Annotated in this window: 15 protein-coding genes; 5 read left to right on the top strand and 10 right to left on the bottom strand. The window is 59.7% G+C overall.

What is annotated here, in order from left to right; genetic code table 11:
* Window positions 1-23: 23 nt before the first annotated feature.
* From GS614_RS11020 to xdhA, 8 genes are all read right to left on the bottom strand, one after another.
* Window positions 24-761, bottom strand: a complete 738-nt coding sequence (locus GS614_RS11020; RefSeq protein ID WP_171118091.1) for an Asp/Glu racemase — start codon at window positions 759-761, stop codon at window positions 24-26.
* Complete coding sequence (locus tag GS614_RS11025) at window positions 758-1,825, bottom strand: histidinol-phosphate transaminase (protein WP_171726279.1); 1,068 nt, start codon at window positions 1,823-1,825, stop codon at window positions 758-760. Before GS614_RS11025 ends, GS614_RS11020 begins: the two co-directional genes overlap by 4 nt.
* A complete protein-coding gene (locus GS614_RS11030) occupies window positions 1,822-3,486 on the bottom strand; it encodes a hydantoinase B/oxoprolinase family protein (protein WP_171726280.1) in 1,665 nt (554 codons plus the stop codon). The genes GS614_RS11025 and GS614_RS11030 overlap by 4 nt, the downstream gene beginning before the upstream one ends.
* A gap of 8 nt (window positions 3,487-3,494) precedes the next feature.
* A complete protein-coding gene (locus GS614_RS11035) occupies window positions 3,495-5,582 on the bottom strand; it encodes a hydantoinase/oxoprolinase family protein (protein WP_171726281.1) in 2,088 nt (695 codons plus the stop codon).
* 516 nt (window positions 5,583-6,098) lie between these two features.
* Window positions 6,099-7,700, bottom strand: coding sequence for a xanthine/uracil/vitamin C permease (locus tag GS614_RS11040; RefSeq protein ID WP_171726282.1), 1,602 nt, complete (start codon window positions 7,698-7,700; stop codon window positions 6,099-6,101).
* Window positions 7,701-7,743: 43 nt separating this feature from the next.
* Window positions 7,744-8,622 (bottom strand): xanthine dehydrogenase accessory protein XdhC, encoded by an 879-nt coding sequence (xdhC, locus tag GS614_RS11045; RefSeq protein WP_171726283.1) that lies wholly within the window; start codon window positions 8,620-8,622, stop codon window positions 7,744-7,746.
* A gap of 3 nt (window positions 8,623-8,625) precedes the next feature.
* Window positions 8,626-10,944, bottom strand: coding sequence for a xanthine dehydrogenase molybdopterin binding subunit (xdhB, locus tag GS614_RS11050; RefSeq protein ID WP_171726284.1), 2,319 nt, complete (start codon window positions 10,942-10,944; stop codon window positions 8,626-8,628).
* Window positions 10,945-10,959: 15 nt separating this feature from the next.
* Window positions 10,960-12,423: a xanthine dehydrogenase small subunit gene (gene xdhA / locus GS614_RS11055; RefSeq protein WP_171726285.1), complete on the bottom strand. Its 1,464-nt coding sequence runs from the start codon at window positions 12,421-12,423 to the stop codon at window positions 10,960-10,962.
* 155 nt (window positions 12,424-12,578) lie between these two features.
* On the opposite strand from xdhA, the gene GS614_RS11060 reads away from it, so the two are divergent.
* The gene (locus GS614_RS11060; protein WP_171229400.1) at window positions 12,579-13,481 is read left to right on the top strand and encodes a LysR family transcriptional regulator; all 903 of its coding nucleotides are present in this window, start codon (window positions 12,579-12,581) and stop codon (window positions 13,479-13,481) included.
* A 53-nt stretch (window positions 13,482-13,534) separates the two neighbouring features.
* Here the strand turns inward: GS614_RS11060 and GS614_RS11065 are convergent, their stop codons facing one another.
* Window positions 13,535-14,767, bottom strand: a complete 1,233-nt coding sequence (locus tag GS614_RS11065; protein WP_171726286.1) for a urate hydroxylase PuuD — start codon at window positions 14,765-14,767, stop codon at window positions 13,535-13,537.
* A gap of 101 nt (window positions 14,768-14,868) precedes the next feature.
* Here GS614_RS11065 and GS614_RS11070 point away from each other — a divergent pair, with 101 nt between their 5' ends.
* Complete coding sequence (locus tag GS614_RS11070; protein WP_152460538.1) at window positions 14,869-15,789, top strand: LysR family transcriptional regulator; 921 nt, start codon at window positions 14,869-14,871, stop codon at window positions 15,787-15,789.
* A 5-nt stretch (window positions 15,790-15,794) separates the two neighbouring features.
* On the opposite strand, the gene uraH is transcribed toward GS614_RS11070, so the two are convergent.
* Window positions 15,795-16,148, bottom strand: coding sequence for a hydroxyisourate hydrolase (uraH, locus tag GS614_RS11075; RefSeq protein ID WP_171118073.1), 354 nt, complete (start codon window positions 16,146-16,148; stop codon window positions 15,795-15,797).
* Between the two features lie 146 nt (window positions 16,149-16,294).
* On the opposite strand from uraH, the gene puuE reads away from it, so the two are divergent.
* The 3 genes from puuE to GS614_RS11090 are packed head-to-tail and all read left to right on the top strand — an operon-like array spanning window position 16,295 to window position 19,667.
* A complete protein-coding gene (puuE, locus tag GS614_RS11080) occupies window positions 16,295-17,707 on the top strand; it encodes an allantoinase PuuE (RefSeq protein WP_371807897.1) in 1,413 nt (470 codons plus the stop codon).
* Window positions 17,704-18,189 (top strand): ureidoglycolate lyase, encoded by a 486-nt coding sequence (locus GS614_RS11085; RefSeq protein WP_171726287.1) that lies wholly within the window; start codon window positions 17,704-17,706, stop codon window positions 18,187-18,189. Before puuE ends, GS614_RS11085 begins: the two co-directional genes overlap by 4 nt.
* Window positions 18,190-18,242: 53 nt before the next feature.
* Entirely contained in the window at window positions 18,243-19,667 is a 1,425-nt protein-coding gene (locus GS614_RS11090; protein WP_171726288.1) for a uracil-xanthine permease family protein, read from the top strand.
* The last annotated feature ends 119 nt before the right edge of the window (window positions 19,668-19,786 follow it).

Below are 19,786 nucleotides of genomic sequence, written 5' to 3' on the forward strand. Positions count from 1 at the left end.
TGTCGCCTTGCGCCCTGATCCGGTCAGAGCAGGTCGAACAATCGCCCTGGCAGCGCGTCATGACGCGGCAGGTTCAGCGCCCGCATAAGGCAGAACATCATCGCCTGATTTGAGGTGACGACCGGCTTGCCCAGCGTTGCTTCAATCCGGTCGACCGCCTCGACCGAACGCATGTCGGTGCAGCTGAGAATTATGGCCTGTGCCTGCGGGTGATCGGCCTGACAGGCCAGTTCATAGACGTCGTCCGGGGTCAGCTCTCCCTGACCGTAATTGCCCAGCTTTCGGCCCACATCGGCGCATCGAACGGTCTCGATTCCGTTCTGGGCCATGAAATCCATCGCCTGAGCGTTTATTTCGCCCAGATAGGGCGAGGAAAAGCCGACCTTCGTGGCCCCCAGTGCCTTGATTGCGGCGATCAATGATCCGGCCGCGGTCAGCGACAGCGCACCGGATTCCGATTTGATCTGTTGCGCCAGCTCAGCGTCGAAAGACGGCCCATGGGTCAGGGTGGCCGAGGTGCAGCCGTACAGCACCACATCGGGCCGCACCCCCGAGATCATCCGCAGATCGTGGCTGATATCCGAAGCGCCCAAACCTGCCATTTGATCCGAGCCGGGAATTTCATTCACGTCATAGCCGCCCATGCGCTGGAAATGGATGGTGGTGTTTGGTGGTCGCAGCATCTCCATATCCGGTTCCAGATTGGTGTTGGTGAAGGGCACCAGAACACCGATCTTGGCGGCTGTGCGGGTCTCGGTCATGTCAGCGCTCCTTTCAAGATGTCGCGGGCCTTGTCCATCACCTGGGGCGCACAGATCGTGGCGCGCAAACAGTCCGACAAACCATAGCCGCCCATGCCGCGCATCATCAGGCGCTCAGCCCGCAGGGCCGTGTCGGCGCGCTGTGCCTGCGCGGTCGAGGCAAAGCGGATCAGCACGAAATTTGTGTGGCTTTCCGGCACGCTCAGGCCCAGTTCGCGGCATTCCTGCGCAAACCGGTCCCGAATTTCGGCTGTCCGTGCGACCACGTTGCGCATATGGGCCTGATCCCGCATCGCCGCCGCCGCCGCTGCCTGCGAGGCAATCGAGATATTGTTGGGATTCAAAAGCTTGCGGACCTCACCCGAGATTTCGCTTGGGAAACAGCCCCAGCCGGCCCGCGCCCCCGCCAGCCCGTAGGCCTTGGAACATGTACGCGTGATCACGGTGTCGCCCCGATCCACCAGCGCAAAGATCTGCGCGGGATCGTTCGTGGCATCGGCAAATTCCGCATAGGCTTGGTCCACCACCAGCAATGTATCGCCAGGCAGATCCGATCGCAGGCGGACAATTTCGTCATTCGGGATCAGCGTGCCGGTGGGGTTGCCCGGATTGCAGACGAACACGATGCGGGTGGCAGGTGTGACAGCGGCCAGCAGCGCGTCCACCGATACGGTCAAATCGACCTCGGGCGCTGCCACATATTCGGCCTGTGCCTGTGCTGTGGCCGAGGCGACAAAGGCATAGCCATATTGTGTGCCCAGCACCTGATCGCCCGGTCCGGCAAAGGCGCGGATCAGACAGCCAATCAGTTCCATCGAGCCCGCCCCACATAAAATGCGCGCGGGGTCGAGCCTGTGCACCTCGGCAATGGCCGAGCGCATTTCGGCCCATTCCGGATCTGGATAAAGGGCCAGATCCGCCAGCGCTGCCTGCCCGGCCGCAACGGCGGCGGGGCTTGCGGGAAAGGCGCTTTCGTTCTGCGCCAGTGAAATCGTGCCTGCGCCGTTCGGATCAGCCAGCGCATAAGCGCCCATGGCGCCAACGTAAGGAACCGGTCGGATCATGCGTCACCCCCGTAAATCCTGGCGCCTTGCGCACTTACCAACCCGCGTTTGATGTCCAGTGCCAGCGCATCCGGGTCGCGTTCGGCAGGGTCGCCAAAGCCGCCGCCGCCCGGTGTATCGAAGATCAGGTAATCACCGTGTTCCACCCGTAATTCTCCTTTACCCGGAATATCGTTTGCACCGTCCCTGAAACGGATGCGACCGGGCGCGCCGGGTCTGCCGCCCATACGGCCAAGCGCCGGGTATTTCAGCCGTTCGACCGACAGGAAAACGATAAAGGGCGCACCGTTGGACGAGGTCATCTCGATCCGTTGCCCCAGCCCGCCGCGATACTTGCCCGCGCCGCCGGAATCCGGGCGCAGTTCGCGCCGCCAGATCGTCACGGGTGCGACGCTTTCGGTGATCTCGACCTGACTGCCGAACACGCCCGACGGATAGGCCGTGGCCGACAGACCATCGGCATGAGGTCGCGCGCCGGTTCCACCATTGTGCACGGGTTCCACCGCGAATTCGCGACCGCCATCACGGGCCACTTCGGGCGCGTGGCGCATGGGCAGGTCGAACATGCAACTTGCGCCTTCGGCCGGGACCGCATCGGGCAGGGCCTGATGCAGGCAGCCCAGAACCAGATCGGGCGTGACCTGACCCAGGGTATGCCGCATCGCAACCGGCACCGGGCGCTGCGCGTTCAGGATGCAGCCCTTTGGCCCGTCAACGGTAAACGGCTCCAGCGATCCCGCATTGTTGGGAATGTCCGCGCCGACAATGCAGCGCAAGGCAAACACCGTATAGGCGGTGGCATAGTTCAGCGGCACGTTGATGCCCTTGCGCGAACAGCCCGAGGTGCCCGAGAAATCCACATGCATGCCGTCCTTCCTTACGGTCAGGGTGGCGTGCAGCTCCAGCTCATTCTCATAGCCGTCCATCTTCAGAACATTCTTGTAGACACCTTCGGGCACGTCGGCGATGGCCTCCAGCGTGCCGCGGCGCGACGTGTCGATGATGTACGAGCCGAGCGTCTCCAGATCGTCGAGGCTAAATTCCTCCATCATCGACAGCAGCCTTGCAACCCCGGCTTCGCAACAGGCGATCAGTGCATAGATGTCGCCATCATTGGCGACGGGTTCGCGGCTGTTGGCGCGGATGATGTCCAGCAGCAAAGCGTTGGGAGTGCCCTGTTCAACCAGCTTGCAGGGCGGGATCAGCAGGCCCTCGTCATAGATGTCGGAACCTTCGGGGCCCATGCCCAACCCACCCAGATCAACAAGATGCGAGGTGCAGGAGGTAAAGCCCACCACCTTGCCATCCTTGAATGCGGGCATCATCAGCAGAAAATCGTTCAGGTGCCCCGAGGCAAGCCATGGGTCGTTCGTCATGTAGATGTCGCCCGGCTTCATGGTCTGAACCGGGAAAGCCCGGCGCAGGTGCTGCACCGCCTCGGCCATGGTGTTGATGTGCCCTGGTGTGCCGGTCACGGCCTGCGCCAGCATCCGGCCATCGGCGTCAAATATCCCGGCAGAGATGTCACCACATTCGCGTACGATCGGGCTGAAGGCGGCGCGGATCAGGGTTTGGCCCTGTTCTTCGACCACGGCCAGCAGACGATTCCACATCACCTGCAATCGGGCGGGCGAAAGATCGTGTGAAAGATCGGACGACATCATGCGCCTCATTTCTGGTCCTGAACGAGGACGAGGTTTCCAATGGCATCCACATGCGCCGAGAAGTCGGCGGATACGAGCGTGGTTGTCTGCGGCTCGGTGATCAATGCGGGGCCGTGAAGGTGGTCGCCGGGCTTCAGATCCGCTCGGGCAACGAAGGCCGCTGGTTTCGATACACCGTCCACGTCACAGGTGATCGGACGGGTTTCCGGCGCCGAGATTGTCTTCAACCGGGGCGTTTCAGGAACCGCCGGCACGCCGCTGTCACAGGTCGCGACACGCACCGCCCAATTGAGAATCTCGATCTGCATTCCCGGCACCGGGCGCGAGAATTGCTTGCGGTATTCCTGTTCGAATGCAGCGGTCAGCGGCTCGATATCTTCGGCGGTCAGGGGGCGGTCGGGAAGGGCTATCTCGATCTCGTGCCCTTGTCCGTTGTAGCGCATGAAGGCAGTGCGCAGCGTCTGGGTCGGGACATCGCCGGCCCCTTGGAAGACGACCTCTCTGGCCTCGGAAATCATGGCTTCGAACAGCGTGTTGATCCCGTTCATGTCCATGCTGCCCAGCAACGTGTAACGCGAGCGGACGATCTCGAAAGACACCGGCGCGAACAGGAAGCCGACGGCCGATCCGACACCGGGATCGGGCGGGATCACGATGCGGCTGACCCCGGCGGATCGCGCGACCCGGCTGGCGTGCAATGGCCCGTTGCCCCCAAACGCTATCATTGTTCGTGGGCCAAGGTCCTTGCCGGATTCCACCGCATGCATCCGACCCGCGCTGGCCATGCTTTCGTCGACGATACGGCTGACGCCATCGGCGGCGCCTACGGCATCCAGATCCAGCTTTGACCCGATCACCCGGCTCAGCGCCCGTTTCGACGCTTCGGGGTCAAGCTGAATATGCCCCTCGGCAAACGTGTCGGGTACGATATATCCCAGTGCAATATCACTGTCTGTTACCGTGGGTTCGGTTCCGCCGCGCATGAAGGCGACGGGGCCGGGCTCGGATCCCGCTGATTTTGGCCCCACGGTCAGCCGCCCCAACCGGTCAACCCCGGCAATCGAACCGCCTCCGGCGCCGATCTCGATCATTTCGATGACCGGTATACGTACCGGCATTCCGGACCCTTTGATAAACCGTGCGGCGCGGGCAATCTCGAACTGGCGCGAGGTCTGAGGACGGGCGTTGTCGATCAGGCACAGTTTGGCGGTGGTGCCGCCGACGTCAAAGGACAATACCTGGCCCAGACCGGCGCGGGCGGCGACGCGGGCGGCCAGAATGGCACCGCCGGCAGGGCCGGATTCCACCAGCCGGATCGGAAACCGCGAGGCGGTTCGCATGGTGCACATTCCACCACCCGCTGTCATCATCAGGATCGGACAGGTGACGCCCTGGGCCTCGAATTGTCGGACAAACCGGGCCAGATACGTTGCCATCAGAGGCTGGATATAGGCGTTGGCGACTGTCGTGCATAGCCGGTCGAATTCGCGCGCTTCGGGGCTGACGTCCGACGAAATCGAGATGGTCAGATCGGGTCGCCTGTCCGCCAGCATATCGCGCAGCCTGCGCTCGTGCTCGGGGTTTGCATATGCGTGCATCAGGCAGACGGCGATGGCTTCCGCTCCGCTGGCGTCGATGTCCTTCAACAGCGCGTCGATGGCTGTGTCTTCCAGCGGAATCAATACCTTGCCATCCGCCGAAACGCGCTCGCGGACCGTCAGCGCGCGCTCACGCGGCACCAGCAGATCAGGTTTTTCCAGATTGATGTCATATTGCGAATAGCGCCGCTCGTAGGCGATTTCCAGAATGTCCCTGAACCCTTCGGTGGTCACGGTTGCCACGACCGCGCCGCGTTTTTCGATCAGCGCGTTGGTGGCCAGCGTGGTGCCGTGAATGAAACCGGTGACTTCGCTCAGACGGTGCCCTGTCTGTTGCATTACGCGCGCTGCGCCTTGCATGGCTCCGTCGGCGGGGTTGTGATGTGTGGTCAGGGTTTTGGTCGAGGCAAGTATCGTCTCTTCGCCAGAGACAAGAACCGTATCCGTGAACGTGCCGCCAATATCGATGGCCAGGCGCAGCGCTTGAGTTGTCATGAGGTTATCCGAAAAATCCGTAGTCACAGCGTGATGCGTAGGGGCCAGAGGCCCTGAGATCAGGCTGGGATCACAAGGTCACAGCCGGTGGCACGGCGGTCCATGGGATTTGGAAAACAACTCTTCATAAGCAGGTATTCTTGTTCACACCAGCTTGCCGCAACAAGCCGGAAAGCGACAAAAATGCCTGCAAACGACAAAATTCGTCACGCCTGGCCGATTGCGGCGCTTGCGGGTGAGGGTCTTGACCCCGCGCACGTCACCTGTGGTCGTCTGTTTTGTGTGACCCAGCCGATGCAGCGCCCGTGTTCGTGATGGAAGATGCCCAGGCGACGCAGATGCGTGGTTCGGAAGGGCGATCCTCTGCAAGACCCTTTCGAACCACATGCCGTAACTCTGAGATAGGCGAGAGAAAGATCTGCAAGCGACCGCAGGGCAAACTCTGCGTCTTGAACGGCCACGATTGAACGGGAAGGGATGGTTTTTGGGGCAGCCGTGCGACTGCCCCGTTGCCGATCAGGCCTGTTGAGCTGGTGAGTCGTCATCGATGAGGTCGGGCTCGTCCGGTACGATGATGCGATGCTCAAGATCCTCTTTGGGGGCGAACACCGGGTAGACGTACAGGAACGCGCCGATGATCAGATAGCCGATGGTTATCCCGTCGAACTGAGGCATCTGTAGCGTGTAGGAATGGATGATGCCGATCGAAGACATCAGCCCACCTGCGACAGCAAACGCGCCGGCCATCCGGAAGCGCCCGTCAATCACATCGGCCACGATGGCACCCCAGACCAGACCGGTGATGATCGCCCCCTGGCTCAGGGCAAGGTGCCCCTCGTAATGAGCCCCTTCCATCAGAAGGGCCGAGGTCAGATCAGGATCTCCCAAGGATGGCAGCCCTTCGACACCGCTGCTGCGCAGCGCGTTCATCAACGATCCCCATTTGACCATCAGGAAGGCCGAGATATGGGGCAGGATCGCAAAGGATACCGCGGCCATGTGCATCGGTTTAACGGCCCAGGCGGTGTTGGTGATCAGGCTGACTGAGACAAAGACCAGTACCGGTGCGGCTGCGGCGATCGGGATCAGCCCCGCAAGGAAGGACAGGAACCCCAGAAAGGCGGCGGCGGCAACTACAACGGCCACACCGACAATATACCCCGCATGGGCATCCAACCGTTTATAGGCCGGATGGCCGATGTAAACGGTTGTCGGGAATGGCGAACCAAACAGAGCGCCCAGCATCGTGCCTGCGCCGTCCGTCACCTGGCAGAGCCCGACAGGGTAATGGTCGCCTGCCGCTTCGGCGGATTCCACGTTGTTCATCGTTTCGATGAAGTTGTAGATCTGCACGGGGATCAGCACCAGGAACAGCTCAGGGTTGGCGAACAGGTATTGCACGCCGGCGATCAGATCACCGAAATACGGGATCGGCGGGTAGAACCCGATGCCGCTGACATCAATTTTGGACTCGCCAAGTAAAAGGGCGATCACGGTACCGGCAGCAATCGCGACAAGGCCGGCCGGAACATTGCCCGGCAGGCGGAAACGGCCGATCAACCCCCAGAGGATGAACAGCAGCGACGTAAAGCCGATGATGGGGTTCTCGAACACTTCGGCCAGCGGCACAGAGCCGATGAAGACTAGGGCAATGCCGCACAGCGTCCCCAGCATCCCCGCACGTGGCGTGATCCGCTTGAGATACGGCCCAACCACGGCGCCCAGAGCCGCGACGATGCCGCCCATGAACCCGGCGCCGATGCCCACTTGCCAGGCAAGCATTGGATCATTTGTCGCCCAATAGATGGGTCCGATCACCCCGAACAGGTAGACGAACATAACTGGCGTCGAGATGCCGTAGGGCAACGCGGTTACGTCTTTGCCCTGCGCGTTTGCTGCCCATTTGGCGAGGTAAGTGTAGACGGTTACACCGGCCAAAATCGCAATGGCAGCGCCGGGAACGATGCGGCCAAAGACGATGTCCGCAGGCATTTGAAACACGAACTGGCAGACCCCGGACAGGATCAGCAGGTTTACAAGGTTGTCCGTGAACAGCGCCCAGAAAGCGCTGAAATCGCTGCGGGTAAACAGCTTGTATTCATAGGTCCTCCCGTCCATGACGGTCTCCTCCTCTGATGTGACCGGGCTGGCCCGACGGGTGTCAGGCCGATCTCCCTTTCCGGTCGTGATGGTGGGCCCGCAGGGGCGCCTGGTTTGCCCCAGTCAGGGCGGTCGCGGCAGTTTCAGAGGTCAATTCAGCCATCACTTCGGCCGCCACGAAGGCGGCGATGACGCTGGGCCGCTTGTCGCGGCTACCGCTGGCCCCAATGGGGCATTTCAAGTGTTCGATAGACTGTCCGTCACAGTATTTGTGCGCCCAGTTTCTGAGTTTAACCCGCTTGGTAGCGGATCCGATCATCCCTACGTAAGCCGCGTCCTGACGTTCCAGCGCTGCGGATGTCAGCAGGAAGTCCAGCCCGTGATCATGGGTCAGAACGATAAAGGCGCTGCCTTCGGGTGCGCTCCAGATTTCGGCTTCGGGAATCGCGCTGACCCGGGTTTCGACATCAGCGGCGCAAAGCGCGATCTCTTCGGGCCGGGTGTCGACGAGGATGCAGCGCACCGGCAGATGCTGAAACAGATTGGCCAAGGCACGCCCCACGTGGCCCGCGCCCATGACATAGACATGGGGCAGAACGTCTTCGCGCTGGGCGGCGCGCTCTTTTGCTGCCCATTTGTCTGACGCACGCATGCGGGTCAGGTTCAGTTCGACCCTGCCGCCGCAGCATTGCCCGATTTCCGGGCCCAGAGGCACATCCATGTCCTGATGCAACGCTCCATCACGCAGCATGTCCCGCGCGGCGTTGATGGCCATAAACTCCAATTGCCCACCGCCAATGGTTCCCCACAACGATCCGGGTGCCACGAACATCTCTGTTCCCTCATTGCGCGGCGAAGACCCGCGGACACGCGTCAACGCAACGCGGATCACGCAATGCTGCGCGGACAGAAATTCGTTCAGGGAACCCGGGGCAACCATGGCTCAGGGCCCGGCTTGCAGCCGCGCGACCGCCATCAGGACACGTTCGGGCGTGGCCGGTGCGTCGAGGCGCGGGCATTCCCGGTAATCCGCGACCGAGGCCACGGCCATCGACAGGGCCTCGAACACCGAAATTCCCAGCATGAACGGCGGCTCGCCAACAGCCTTGGAGCGTTTGATGGTCAGTTCCCGGTTTTCCGACCAATCGGCTAGGTTCACATTGAAGATGCGCGGGCGGTCTGACGCGAGTGGGATTTTGTATGTTGATGGGGCATGGGTACGCAGGCGGCCGGTATCGTCCCACCAAAGCTCTTCAGTGGTCAGCCATCCCATGCCCTGAATAAAGGCGCCTTCGACCTGACCTTTGTCCAACATTGGGTTCAACGAACGCCCGACGTCATGCAGAACATCCGTGCGATCCACGCGGTATTCACCGGTCAGTGTGTCAATCGTGACTTCTGAACAGGACGCGCCATAGGCGAAGTAATAGAACGGGCGGCCTTGCCCCTTGGCTCGGTCCCAGTGGATTTTTGGTGTCTTGTAGAACCCTGCCGCCGAAAGCTGTACGCGCGCCAGATAGGCCTGTTTGATGAATGCATCGAAGGCCAGAACGTGTTGGCCGATATGAACCTGATTGGCGTGGAAGGTCACTTCCTCTGGCGAGACGCTCCAGGTCTCGGCTGCGAACTTCACCAGACGTTCCTTGATCTGATCGACCGCGTTCAAGGCCGCCATGCCATTCAGGTCGGTCCCGCTGGACGCAGCAGTGGCCGAGGTGTTGGGAACTTTTTCAGTCGTCGTCCTGGTGATCTTGATCCGGTTGAAATCGACCTGGAAGGCCTCGGCCACGACCTGAGCAACCTTGGTATTCAGGCCCTGGCCCATTTCAGTGCCACCGTGGTTCAGGTGGATCGACCCGTCATTGTAGACATGCACCAGCGCGCCGGCCTGATTGTACCAGGTCGCGGTGAAGGAAATGCCGAACTTGACCGGCGTCAGCGCAATGCCTTTTTTCAGGATCGGTGATGTCTTGTTGAACGCGATGATGTCCTGACGGCGCTGGCGGTATTCCGAGGTCTCTTCCAGCTCTCCGACCAGCCGGTCGAGAATGCTGTCTTTGACTTCTTGGTGATACGGGGTCACGTTGCGGTCCGTGGTGCCGTAGAAATTCGCCTTGCGCACATCCAACGGGTCCTGCCCCGTGGCATAGGCGATCTCTTCGATCATCCGCTCTGCCGCGATCACGCCCTGCGGGCCGCCGAACCCGCGAAACGCGGTATTCGACACGGTGTTGGTTTTCATCGGGTGGCTGTTCAGGCGCACATTCGGATAGAAATAAGCGTTGTCGGCGTGAAATAGCGCCCGGTCGGTGACAGGGCCCGACAGGTCTGCCGAAAAGCCACAGCGCGCGGCAAAGCTGCCTTCGACCGCCTGAATGCGGCCCTCGTCGTCAAATGCGATATCATAGTCGATCACGAAGTCATGGCGTTTGCCGGTTGCCGTCATGTCCTGATCCCGGTCGGGGCGGATTTTGACGGCGCGGTTCCACTTTTTGGCAGCCATGGCCGCGACTGCGCAGAACAGGTTCATCTGGCTTTCCTTGCCGCCAAACCCCCCACCCATGCGACGGACGTTGACCACGACGGCATTGGACGGCACCCCAAGGACATGCGCCACCATGTGCTGCGCCTCGGACGGGTGCTGGGTCGAGCAATGCACCACCACGTCGTCGTCTTCGCCGGGAATCGCAAAGGCGATGTGACCTTCAAGGTACATGTGATCCTGACCGCCAACGCTCATGCGGCCTTTGATCCGGTTGGGCGCGGCCGCCTGAGCCGGTGCCACGTCTCCCCGCTCCAGCTTGAGGGGCGCTGTGACATGCGGGTATCCTGCTTTCTGCGCGGTGATCGGGTCCAACGCGTGGGGCAGGGTTTCGTATTCGATATTTGCCCGTTCCGCAGCGCGGCGCGCGATGTCGCGGGTCTCGGCAATCACGGCAAACAACGGCTGGCCGTGGAATTGTATGGCGTCGGTCGGGAAAACCGGTTCGTCGTTCAGGTGGGTCGGGCTGATATCATTGGCCCCCGGCACGTCATCAGCGGTCAGCACACCGACCACGCCGGGCGTTGCCAGAACGTCGCTGAAATCGATACCCAGAAGCTTGGCGTGCGCGACGTCTGAAACGCCGAGATACGCGTGCAGCGCGCCTTGTGGCAGCGCAATGTCGTCCGTGTAGTCGGCCTGCCCTGTGACGTGCTTGACCGCACTGTCATGGTTTACACTGGTGTGAGCCGATCCAATGATGGAAACGTTGTCTTTCATGTTGTCGCCTCCTGATCAGGCACAAGTCAGTTGAACGGGGGTGTCGGTTGCGTGGTCGTTTTCAAGGAAGAACCGGCGCAGCAGGTTTTGGGCGGTCAGCATCCGATAGTCCGATGATGCGCGCCAATCTGTGAGAGGTGAGAAATCCTCGGCCAGCGCTTCAGCGGCGGCTTCGAAACTTTCGCGTGCCCAGGGTTGGCCGTTCAGCGCCGCCTCGGCTGTCGATGCGCGTTTAGGCGTGGCGGCCATGCCCCCGAATGCAATGCGCACATCGCTGATGATCCCGTCTGTGACGCTCATGTGCAGTCCGGCGGCCACGGAAGAAATATCCTCGTCTCGGCGCTTGGAAATCTTGTAAGCCGCGTCCAGATCATCGGGTCGGGGCAGGGGCACGCGGATGCTTTCGACAAATTCGTCTGGCAGACGGTCCTGCTTGCCATAGTCGATGAAGAAGTCAGCCAGAGGCAGGGTTCGGCGTTCGGAACCGCGCCGCAGAGTGATTTCCGCGCCAAGCGCGATAAGAACCGGCGGCGTGTCCCCGATGGGTGAGCCGTTGGCGATGTTTCCACCGACGGTTCCCAAATTCCGCACCTGCCACCCTGCGATGCGATCCCAGTAGGAGGACAGGTGTGGCAGGTGTTCAGACAGAAGGTCCTGGCAATCGGTGTAGCTGGCGCCGGCACCGATCAGGAGGAGAGACCCCTGTCTTTCGACTGTTTTCAGGTCTTCGAGATGACCGGTGAAGATGGCGGGGCCTATGTCGCGCAGGAACTTGGTCACCCACAGGCCCACATCGGTGGCTCCGGCCACGATCGTGGCGTTTGGATAAGCTTGCAGGCATTCGGCAAGATCATCGACGCTGGATGGCAGAATGCTCAGGTTGTTTTCGGATCCGGAGACCACGCGCCGCCCGTCCTTCAGGGCCGCTAGACGCGCGGTCATGGTTTCGCGTTCGGTGTTCAGATGATCAGATGCCGGGGTGCCGTAGCGGCTGACGGCAATGGCCGCTCGGATGATCGGCTCATACCCGGTGCAGCGGCACAGGTTGCCCTGCAATGCGGTTTCAACCTGCACTTCGGTCGGTTTCGGAGTTTGCATCCAAAGCGCATAGAGGGCCATGACGAAGCCCGGCGTACAGAACCCGCATTGGCTGCCATGGTGATCGACCATCGCCTGTTGAACGGGATGCAGGCGACCATCGGGGCCGGACAGGTGTTCAACCGTGACCACATGGCAGCCATCGACGGAGGCAAGAAACCGGATACAGGCATTGACCGGAGCATAGGTCAGACCAGCGTCACCAAGCCGCCCGACAAGAACGGTGCAAGCACCGCAGTCGCCTTCGGCGCAGCCTTCCTTGGTACCTGTCAGCCGGCGGTCCAGCCGCAGGAAATCCAGAAGCGTCTGGTCTGCCGAAACACTTGCGACGGACACGTCCCGGCCATTCAGGACAAATCGGATGTGAGTGCGATGCGTCATGGAATTCTCCCTCTGCCCCTGCCTTCCGGAGGGTGGTCAGTGGAACCATAGGAGCAAAGATTGAGGTGGAAAATCGCCGCAAACGGCAAATACTTTCAACAGATCGTTGAAAAAGATGGGGCCATGGCGCATTCTTTCGCTGCTGGGAGGATCCAATGTCTTACATCGAAAGTCTGCGTGTTTTTGTCCGAGTGATGGAGCTGGGCAGCATCACCTCTGGCGGGCGTGATCTTCGGCTGACCCCGGCGGTGGCCAGCAAACGGTTGAAAGAGCTTGAAAACCATCTGGGTGTGCGGCTGTTCAACCGAACCACCCGGTCGATGACACCAACCGAAGTGGGGACGGTTTTCTACGATGAAGCCAAGGCGGTCCTGCTGGCGCTTGATCACGCCGAAGCGCGTGTCGCCAGCTTTTCCGACGCGCCTCGGGGGGCGATCCGTATCACCGCGCCTTTGGGTGTCGGGCGCAGAATCGTTGCGCCTCTGGTGCCGGAATTCTCTGACCGCTACCCGGAAACAGAGATTCGCATGCGTCTGTCTGATCGCAAGGTAGACATTCTGGCCGACGGTCTGGATATCGCCTTTTTCATTGGTGAACCCGGCGATTCAACCATGAAACTGCGGAAGTTCGCGGATTGTGATCGTGTTCTGTGCGCTTCGCCCGATTACCTGTCGCAGTTTGGGACGCCCAAAACACCGGATGATTTGCTGCACATGCCCCATAACTGTCTGTTGCTGCGTTATCCAAGGTCTCCGGAATACTATTGGACCCTTCGCACTGACATGGGACCGCGAAAGCTTGAAGTTGGCGGTAAATATGACGCGGATGATGGTGATGTGCTGACGGACTGGGCCTTGGCCGGTCGTGGGATCGTCAACAAGCCGCGCTTTGACGTGCGGGAGTTTCTCGAGGATGGGCGGCTGGTCGAGGTCCTGCCCGAGACGCCCCCCTTGCCAACGATTTTCGGGTGTCTTTATCCGCACAAAAAGCTGCAAGATCCCAAGGTGCGCCTTTTCGTCGAACATATCGCACAGCACAGCAAACGCTTTTTCGCGTAAAGAAAACCGGGCATCACGGCCCGGTTCGCTGTCATCGTTTTGCACGCAGGCGACTATTGGTTTCTGACTTCACGCACCCATGCGATGAGGGTTTGGCGTGCCTCTTCATCCATTTGCACTGCTGATGGTGGCGGCATTGCGTGGCTGATCCCGGCTTGCAGATAGATCTGGTCAGCATGTCGGGCGACATCGCCGGGTGTCTCAAGGTAAACTTTCTTCGGGGCCCATTTCATGGTGCCGTACACCGGCTCGCGGGCGTGGCACATCGAGCAATTGCCCAAGACCGTGTCATAGGCGTCTTCGAAGCCTGCGGCGGACGCATATTTCTGCTCGTATGGCGTCAGGTCGCGCGCCTCGGCGTCCTCCCATGTCTCGGTGTTTCTCACCGACGACAGCCAGGCGATCACGACCATTAGCAGAACCGTCACGCCCCAGGTCCAGTGCGGGCCTTTCCCGGTTGCGTGCATCGTGTTGAAATAGTGACGGATGGTGACGCCCGTCAGAAAGATCAGGCTGGCGATGATCCAGGAATACTCGGTGCCGAAAGCAAGCGGATAGTGGTTCGACAACATCAGGAACACGACCGGCAAAGTCAGGTAGTTGTTATGCGTGGATCGTACCTTGGCGATCTTGCCGTATTTGGCATCAGGCGTCCGACCGGCCTTGAGGTCTTCGACCACGATCCGCTGGTTCGGCATGATCTGAAAGAACACGTTGGCCGTCATGATCGTCGCAGTGAAGGCGCCAAGATGCAAAAGCGCGGCACGACCGGTGAAGATCTGGTTGTAACCCCAGGACATGATCACCAGGATCACGAACAACAGCAGCATCAGAACGGTCGGGTGATCGCTCAGCTTGGATTTGCACATCTGGTCGTAGAGCAACCAACCAATGGTCAGCGATCCGCCGGAAATCAGAATCCCCTGCCACAGCGCCAGGTCCACTTTGGTCGGATCAAGCAGGAACAGCTCGCCACCAACCCAGTATATGATCATGAGCAACGCCGCACCTGACAGCCAGGTCGTGTAACTCTGCCATTTGTGCCAGGTCAGGTGCTCGGGCATGCGCGAGGGCGCAACCAGGTATTTGACGGTGTGGTAGAAGCCGCCGCCATGTACTTCCCATTCTTCGCCGTAGGCCCCGTCCGGCAGGGCTGGGTTCGGCTTTAGCATGAGGTCCAGCGCGATAAAGTAGAATGACGCCCCAATCCACGCCATCGCGGTGATCACATGCAGCCAGCGGACGGAAAAGGCGATCCACTCCCACATTACGGCCAAGTCATACATGGCTTTGCTCCTAAGATTCTTTGCTTCCGGTTACTCTATGCGAGTGTGTTTTGTTCTGGTATTGCTGGTAAAGACCAAGCAGTATCAAAAAATGCAAAAAAATGTCCTACCTTGATAACATCAGAACCTTTGTCCGGGTCTATGAATTGGGCAGCATGTCCGCCGCGGGCCGTGATCTGAGGGTTTCGCCAGCCGTCACGTCGGCGCGAATATCGCAATTGGAAGAGCATCTTGGCGTGCGTTTGTTCCAACGCACGACACGCAGCCTGACGCCCACCGAGCAGGGAAAATCTTTCTATCGTGGCGCGGCAGAGATACTAGAAGCAGTCGAAAGTGCCGAAGCCCAGATCGTCAATCTTACCGAGAACCTGAAAGGGTCACTCTATGTCGCGGCGCCTTTGGGGGTCGGGCGTCGGTTGATTGCGCCGCAGGTCCCGAAATTTCTCGCCGAGTACCCCGAGGTGAACGTTCGGTTAAGGCTTACCGACCGAAAGGTAGATCTGACAACCGAAGGTCTGGACTTGGCATTTTTTCTTGGTCAGCCAGAGGACAGCAACCTGCGTATTCGCAAGATCGCGGATGTCGAAAGAGTGCTTTGTGCATCCCCGAAATACATCAAAAAGCGCGGGATGCCCGAAAGCGGGGACGCGTTGATCGCTGATGAGCACGAATGTCTCAATTTGCGGTTCCCGGGCGCGACCGAGTTTCAATGGCTTTTGAGGACCGATACGGGGCCAAAACGGTTCCGGGTTTCCGGGCGCTACGAGTCAGACGATGGCGACGTGCTGACAGACTGGGCCCTTGGCGGACATGGTATCGCGTTGAAGCCGATTTTTGAGATCGCTCAACATCTCAAGGCCGGGACACTGGTTCCGGTGGCGGAAAAGACGCCGCCAGAACCGATTCAGATGGCATGTCTGTTTACGCACCGCCGTATGCAGGACCCCAAAACGCGGCTTTTCATGGAATTCATAATCGAACGCATCGGATCGTCGATCGCGGCGGCAAATACGGCTCGGTAGGTTGCTCAGCTGCCGCGATAGGTCGAGTACCCGAAGGGCGAAAGCAGCAGAGGCACGTGGTAATGCGAATGTTCGGACATTCCAAACCGGATCGGGATGACGTTCAGAAAGCGCGGGTTTTCAGGTGGTGTGCCGCAGGCATCAAGGTAATCCCCGGCATGGAAGACAAGTTCGTAGTCACCTGTTGAAAACTCTGCTTCGGGCAGAATTTGTTCGTCGGTCCTGCCGTCGTCATTGGTGACCAGAGTTTTCAGTAACTGGCGGTCTGCACCTTCAATGCGGAACAGTTCAATTTTCAATCCTTCGGCGGGGCACCCCCGTGCCGTATCCAGAACATGTGTTGTAAGGTAACCGGTCATTTGCGCTACTCCTCAAGTTATACAGTTACTAGTCTGTTTTCGCATCCAGGAGCAAAGGCAGTCTGTGGGAAGCTGCTTTCTGCATTTTTTGAAAAACATCTTTGATTATCTGGGGTATTGATCAATTCGAGAAGAAGGAAACCGATGTGAAGCCTTATCCACGAGACATGACCGGTTACGGTGGGCAAGTTCCCAAAGCAAACTGGCCGAACGACGCCAAAATCGCCATTCAGATCGTGCTGAATTACGAAGAGGGCGGTGAAAACAACGTTCTGCACGGCGATGCCGCATCCGAAGCGTTTCTGTCCGAGATCACCGGAGCCGCCCCGTGGCCGGGGCAACGGCACTGGAACATGGAATCGATCTATGAATACGGGAGCCGCGCGGGGTTCTGGCGCGTGCATCGCCTTTTGCAGGATCTGCCTGTTACCGTCTACGGCGTTGCAACCGCTTTGGCGCGTGCACCTGCTCAGGTTGCGGCGATGAAGCATGCCGGGTGGGAGATCGCCAGCCACGGTTTGAAGTGGATTGAACACAAGGACATGGGCGCAGAAGAAGAACGTTCCCAGATCCGCGAAGCAATCCGCCTGCACACAGAGGTTACAGGTCAGCCGCCCCGTGGTTGGTATACGGGCCGCTGTTCGATGAATACGGTCGAACTGGCCGCCAGGGAAGGCGACTTTGCCTATATCGCCGACAGCTACGCCGACGATCTGCCATATTGGATCAAGGCAGGGGGCAAGGATCAACTGATCATGCCCTATACACTGGACTGCAACGATATGCGCTTTGCAATCCAGGCTGGGTTCACCAATGGGGAACAATTCGAAAGCTATCTGAAAGACAGCTTTGACATGCTCTATGCCGAGGGTGAGGCGGGCGCGCCCAAGATGCTCTCGATTGGGTTGCACTGCCGTCTGATCGGTCGCCCGGGTCGCGCCATGGCGCTGAAACGCGCACTTGATTATTTCAGAAACCACGACGGTGTCTGGTTCGCAACGCGCGAGCAGATTGCCGACCACTGGGCCAGGGAACTCCCACCGGTGCAACGGCTGACCCCGTCCGAAATGGATCGACCAACCTTCGTGTTGGAATTCGGCGGCGTGTTCGAGCATAGCCCGTGGATTGCCGAAGGTGCGTATGAACTGGAACTGGGCCCGACGCATGACAATGCCGCTGGTGTCCACAACGCGCTGGCGCGTGTGTTCCGTTCCGCCTCGCCCGAGCAGCGCCTTGGCGTTCTGACAGCCCACCCGGACCTGGCGGGCAAGCTGGCCGCCGCCGGCCGCCTGACCAAGGAAAGCACCGCGGAACAGGCCGGTGCGGGTCTGGACATGCTGACCGATGAAGAACGCGCAACGTTCACGGCGTTGAACGAAGCCTACACGACCAAGTTCGGCTTTCCTTTCATCATTGCCGTCAAAGACAACACCAAAGCCAGCATTCTGGAAGCCTTTCGCCGTCGCATCGACAATGACCGCGACAGCGAATTTGCCGAAGCCTGCCGTCAGGTCGAGCGCATTGCCGAATTGCGCCTGATCGAGAAGTTCGCGCAATGACGGCTGCCTTGAAACTCCGCCCATTGACGTCAGAGGCATTTGCACCTTTCGGCGATGTCATCGAGGCGGCTGGCCAGGCGGACAAGCTTATAAATCAGGGTAGATGCGCCCGCTATCACGACCGGGCCGTGTTGGATTTCCACGATGGGCGCGCGGGTATCAGCGTGTTTCAGTCCGAAGCCTTCAACCTGCCGATCAAGTTGGAAATGGTTGAACGCCATCCGGATGGCAGCCAAGCCTTTTTGCCTTTGTCGGACAAGCCATTTGTCGTGGTTGTGGCCCCGGATGAAAACGGAACACCCGGGCGGCCCATCGCCTTCAAAACAGCGCCCGGACAGGGAGTGAATTATCATCGCAACACCTGGCATGGCGTTCTGACCCCGCTTCATGCGCCCGGACTTTTTGCGGTGGTCGACCGAATTGGAGCCGGGCCCAACCTCGAAGAGCATTGGTTCGAGGAGGCGTTTGAAATCACAGAATGAGGCGCGTTGCCGGAAGAGGAGCCGGCTGCGAACCTCAAGGGAGGAAAGACCAAATGTCAGATGCATCCATCGGATCGCCGGAACAACTCCGCGATCCGAATTATACTCCGCCGCTGTTGAAGGCGGTGCCGCTTGGAATCCAGCATGTGCTGGCGATGTTCGTGTCCAACGTCACGCCAGCCATTATCGTTTGCGGCGCGGCCGGTTTCGGCTTTGGCTCGAACAGCCCCGATTTTCCGCAGATGATCTACATGATCCAGATGTCGATGTTCTTCGCGGGCGTCGCCACGTTGTTTCAGTCCATTGGTGTGGGTCCTGTTGGTGCCCGGTTGCCCATCGTGCAGGGGACTTCGTTTGCCTTCATCCCGATCATGATCCCGCTGGTGGTTGGAAAGGGCGTCGACGCCATTGCCGTTCTGATGGGCGGTATCGTTGTTGGTGGATTGTTCCACGCATTCCTCGGGTTGTTCATTGGACGTATTCGCTTTGCTCTTCCGCCGCTGGTTACGGGCCTTGTGGTGACCATGATCGGCCTGGCACTTGTCAAAGTCGGCATCCAATATGCCGCCGGCGGTGTGCCCGCCATAGGTACCGAGGAATATGGCTCGGGTCTGAACTGGTTCATGGCCGGAACCGTAATCGTGGTCACGCTTGGCCTGAAATTCTTTGCCCGGGGCATGTTGTCGGTGTCGGCGGTTCTGATCGGACTGCTGGTCGGATACGCCGTGGCCTTCCTGCTTGGCCAGGTGAATCTGGGCAACGTCGGCAACGCGGCATCCTTTGCTCTGCCGAACCCCTTGCATTTTGGCCTTGAATTTTCGGTCGCGGCCATCATCGGTTTCTGTGCAATGTCCTTTGTTTCTGCCGTTGAAACCGTTGGGGACGTATCCGGTATCACCAAAGGGGGCGCTGGCCGCGAAGCCACCGACAGGGAAATACAGGGCGCGACCTATGCCGATGGTCTTGGTACTGCGATCTCTGGCCTGTTTGGGGCGCTGCCGAACACGTCGTTCAGCCAGAATGTCGGGTTGATTGCCATGACCGGAGTCATGAGCCGTATGGTCGTGACCATCGGCGCGGTTTTCCTGATCGTTTGTGGGCTTATCCCCAAGATCGGGGCGATAATCTCGTCCATTCCGATCGAGGTTCTTGGCGGCGGCGTGATCGTGATGTTTGGCATGGTTGTTGCCGCAGGGGTCTCGATGCTGTCGGACGTGAACTGGAACCGGCGCAACATGGTGATTTTTGCAATCGCCCTGAGCCTTGGACTGGGTTTGCAACTGGAACCCAACGCGTTGCAATACTTGCCCGGCACATTGAAGGTTCTGGCGACATCAGGAATCCTGCCCGCCGCCGTCATCGCCATTGTATTGAATCTGGTGCTTCCCGAAGAACTTTCCGACGAAGCGACGGAAGAGGTCTCGGGCGGTATGGCCGGACATGGTCTTGGGTCCATCGAGCAAGACGACCACGTCTGATGCGTTCGGCCTGATACACTGATCTTCCTGGAAAAAACATGAAGCGGCGCGCCTTGGCGCGCCGCGTTTCATTTTTTGGTCACCATTTAATGGAGATCTGCTGTCAAAAGCTCTCCGCC

It is taken from the genome of Ruegeria sp. HKCCD6604, assembly GCF_013110635.1.
Taxonomy (GTDB): Bacteria; Pseudomonadota; Alphaproteobacteria; order Rhodobacterales; family Rhodobacteraceae; genus Ruegeria.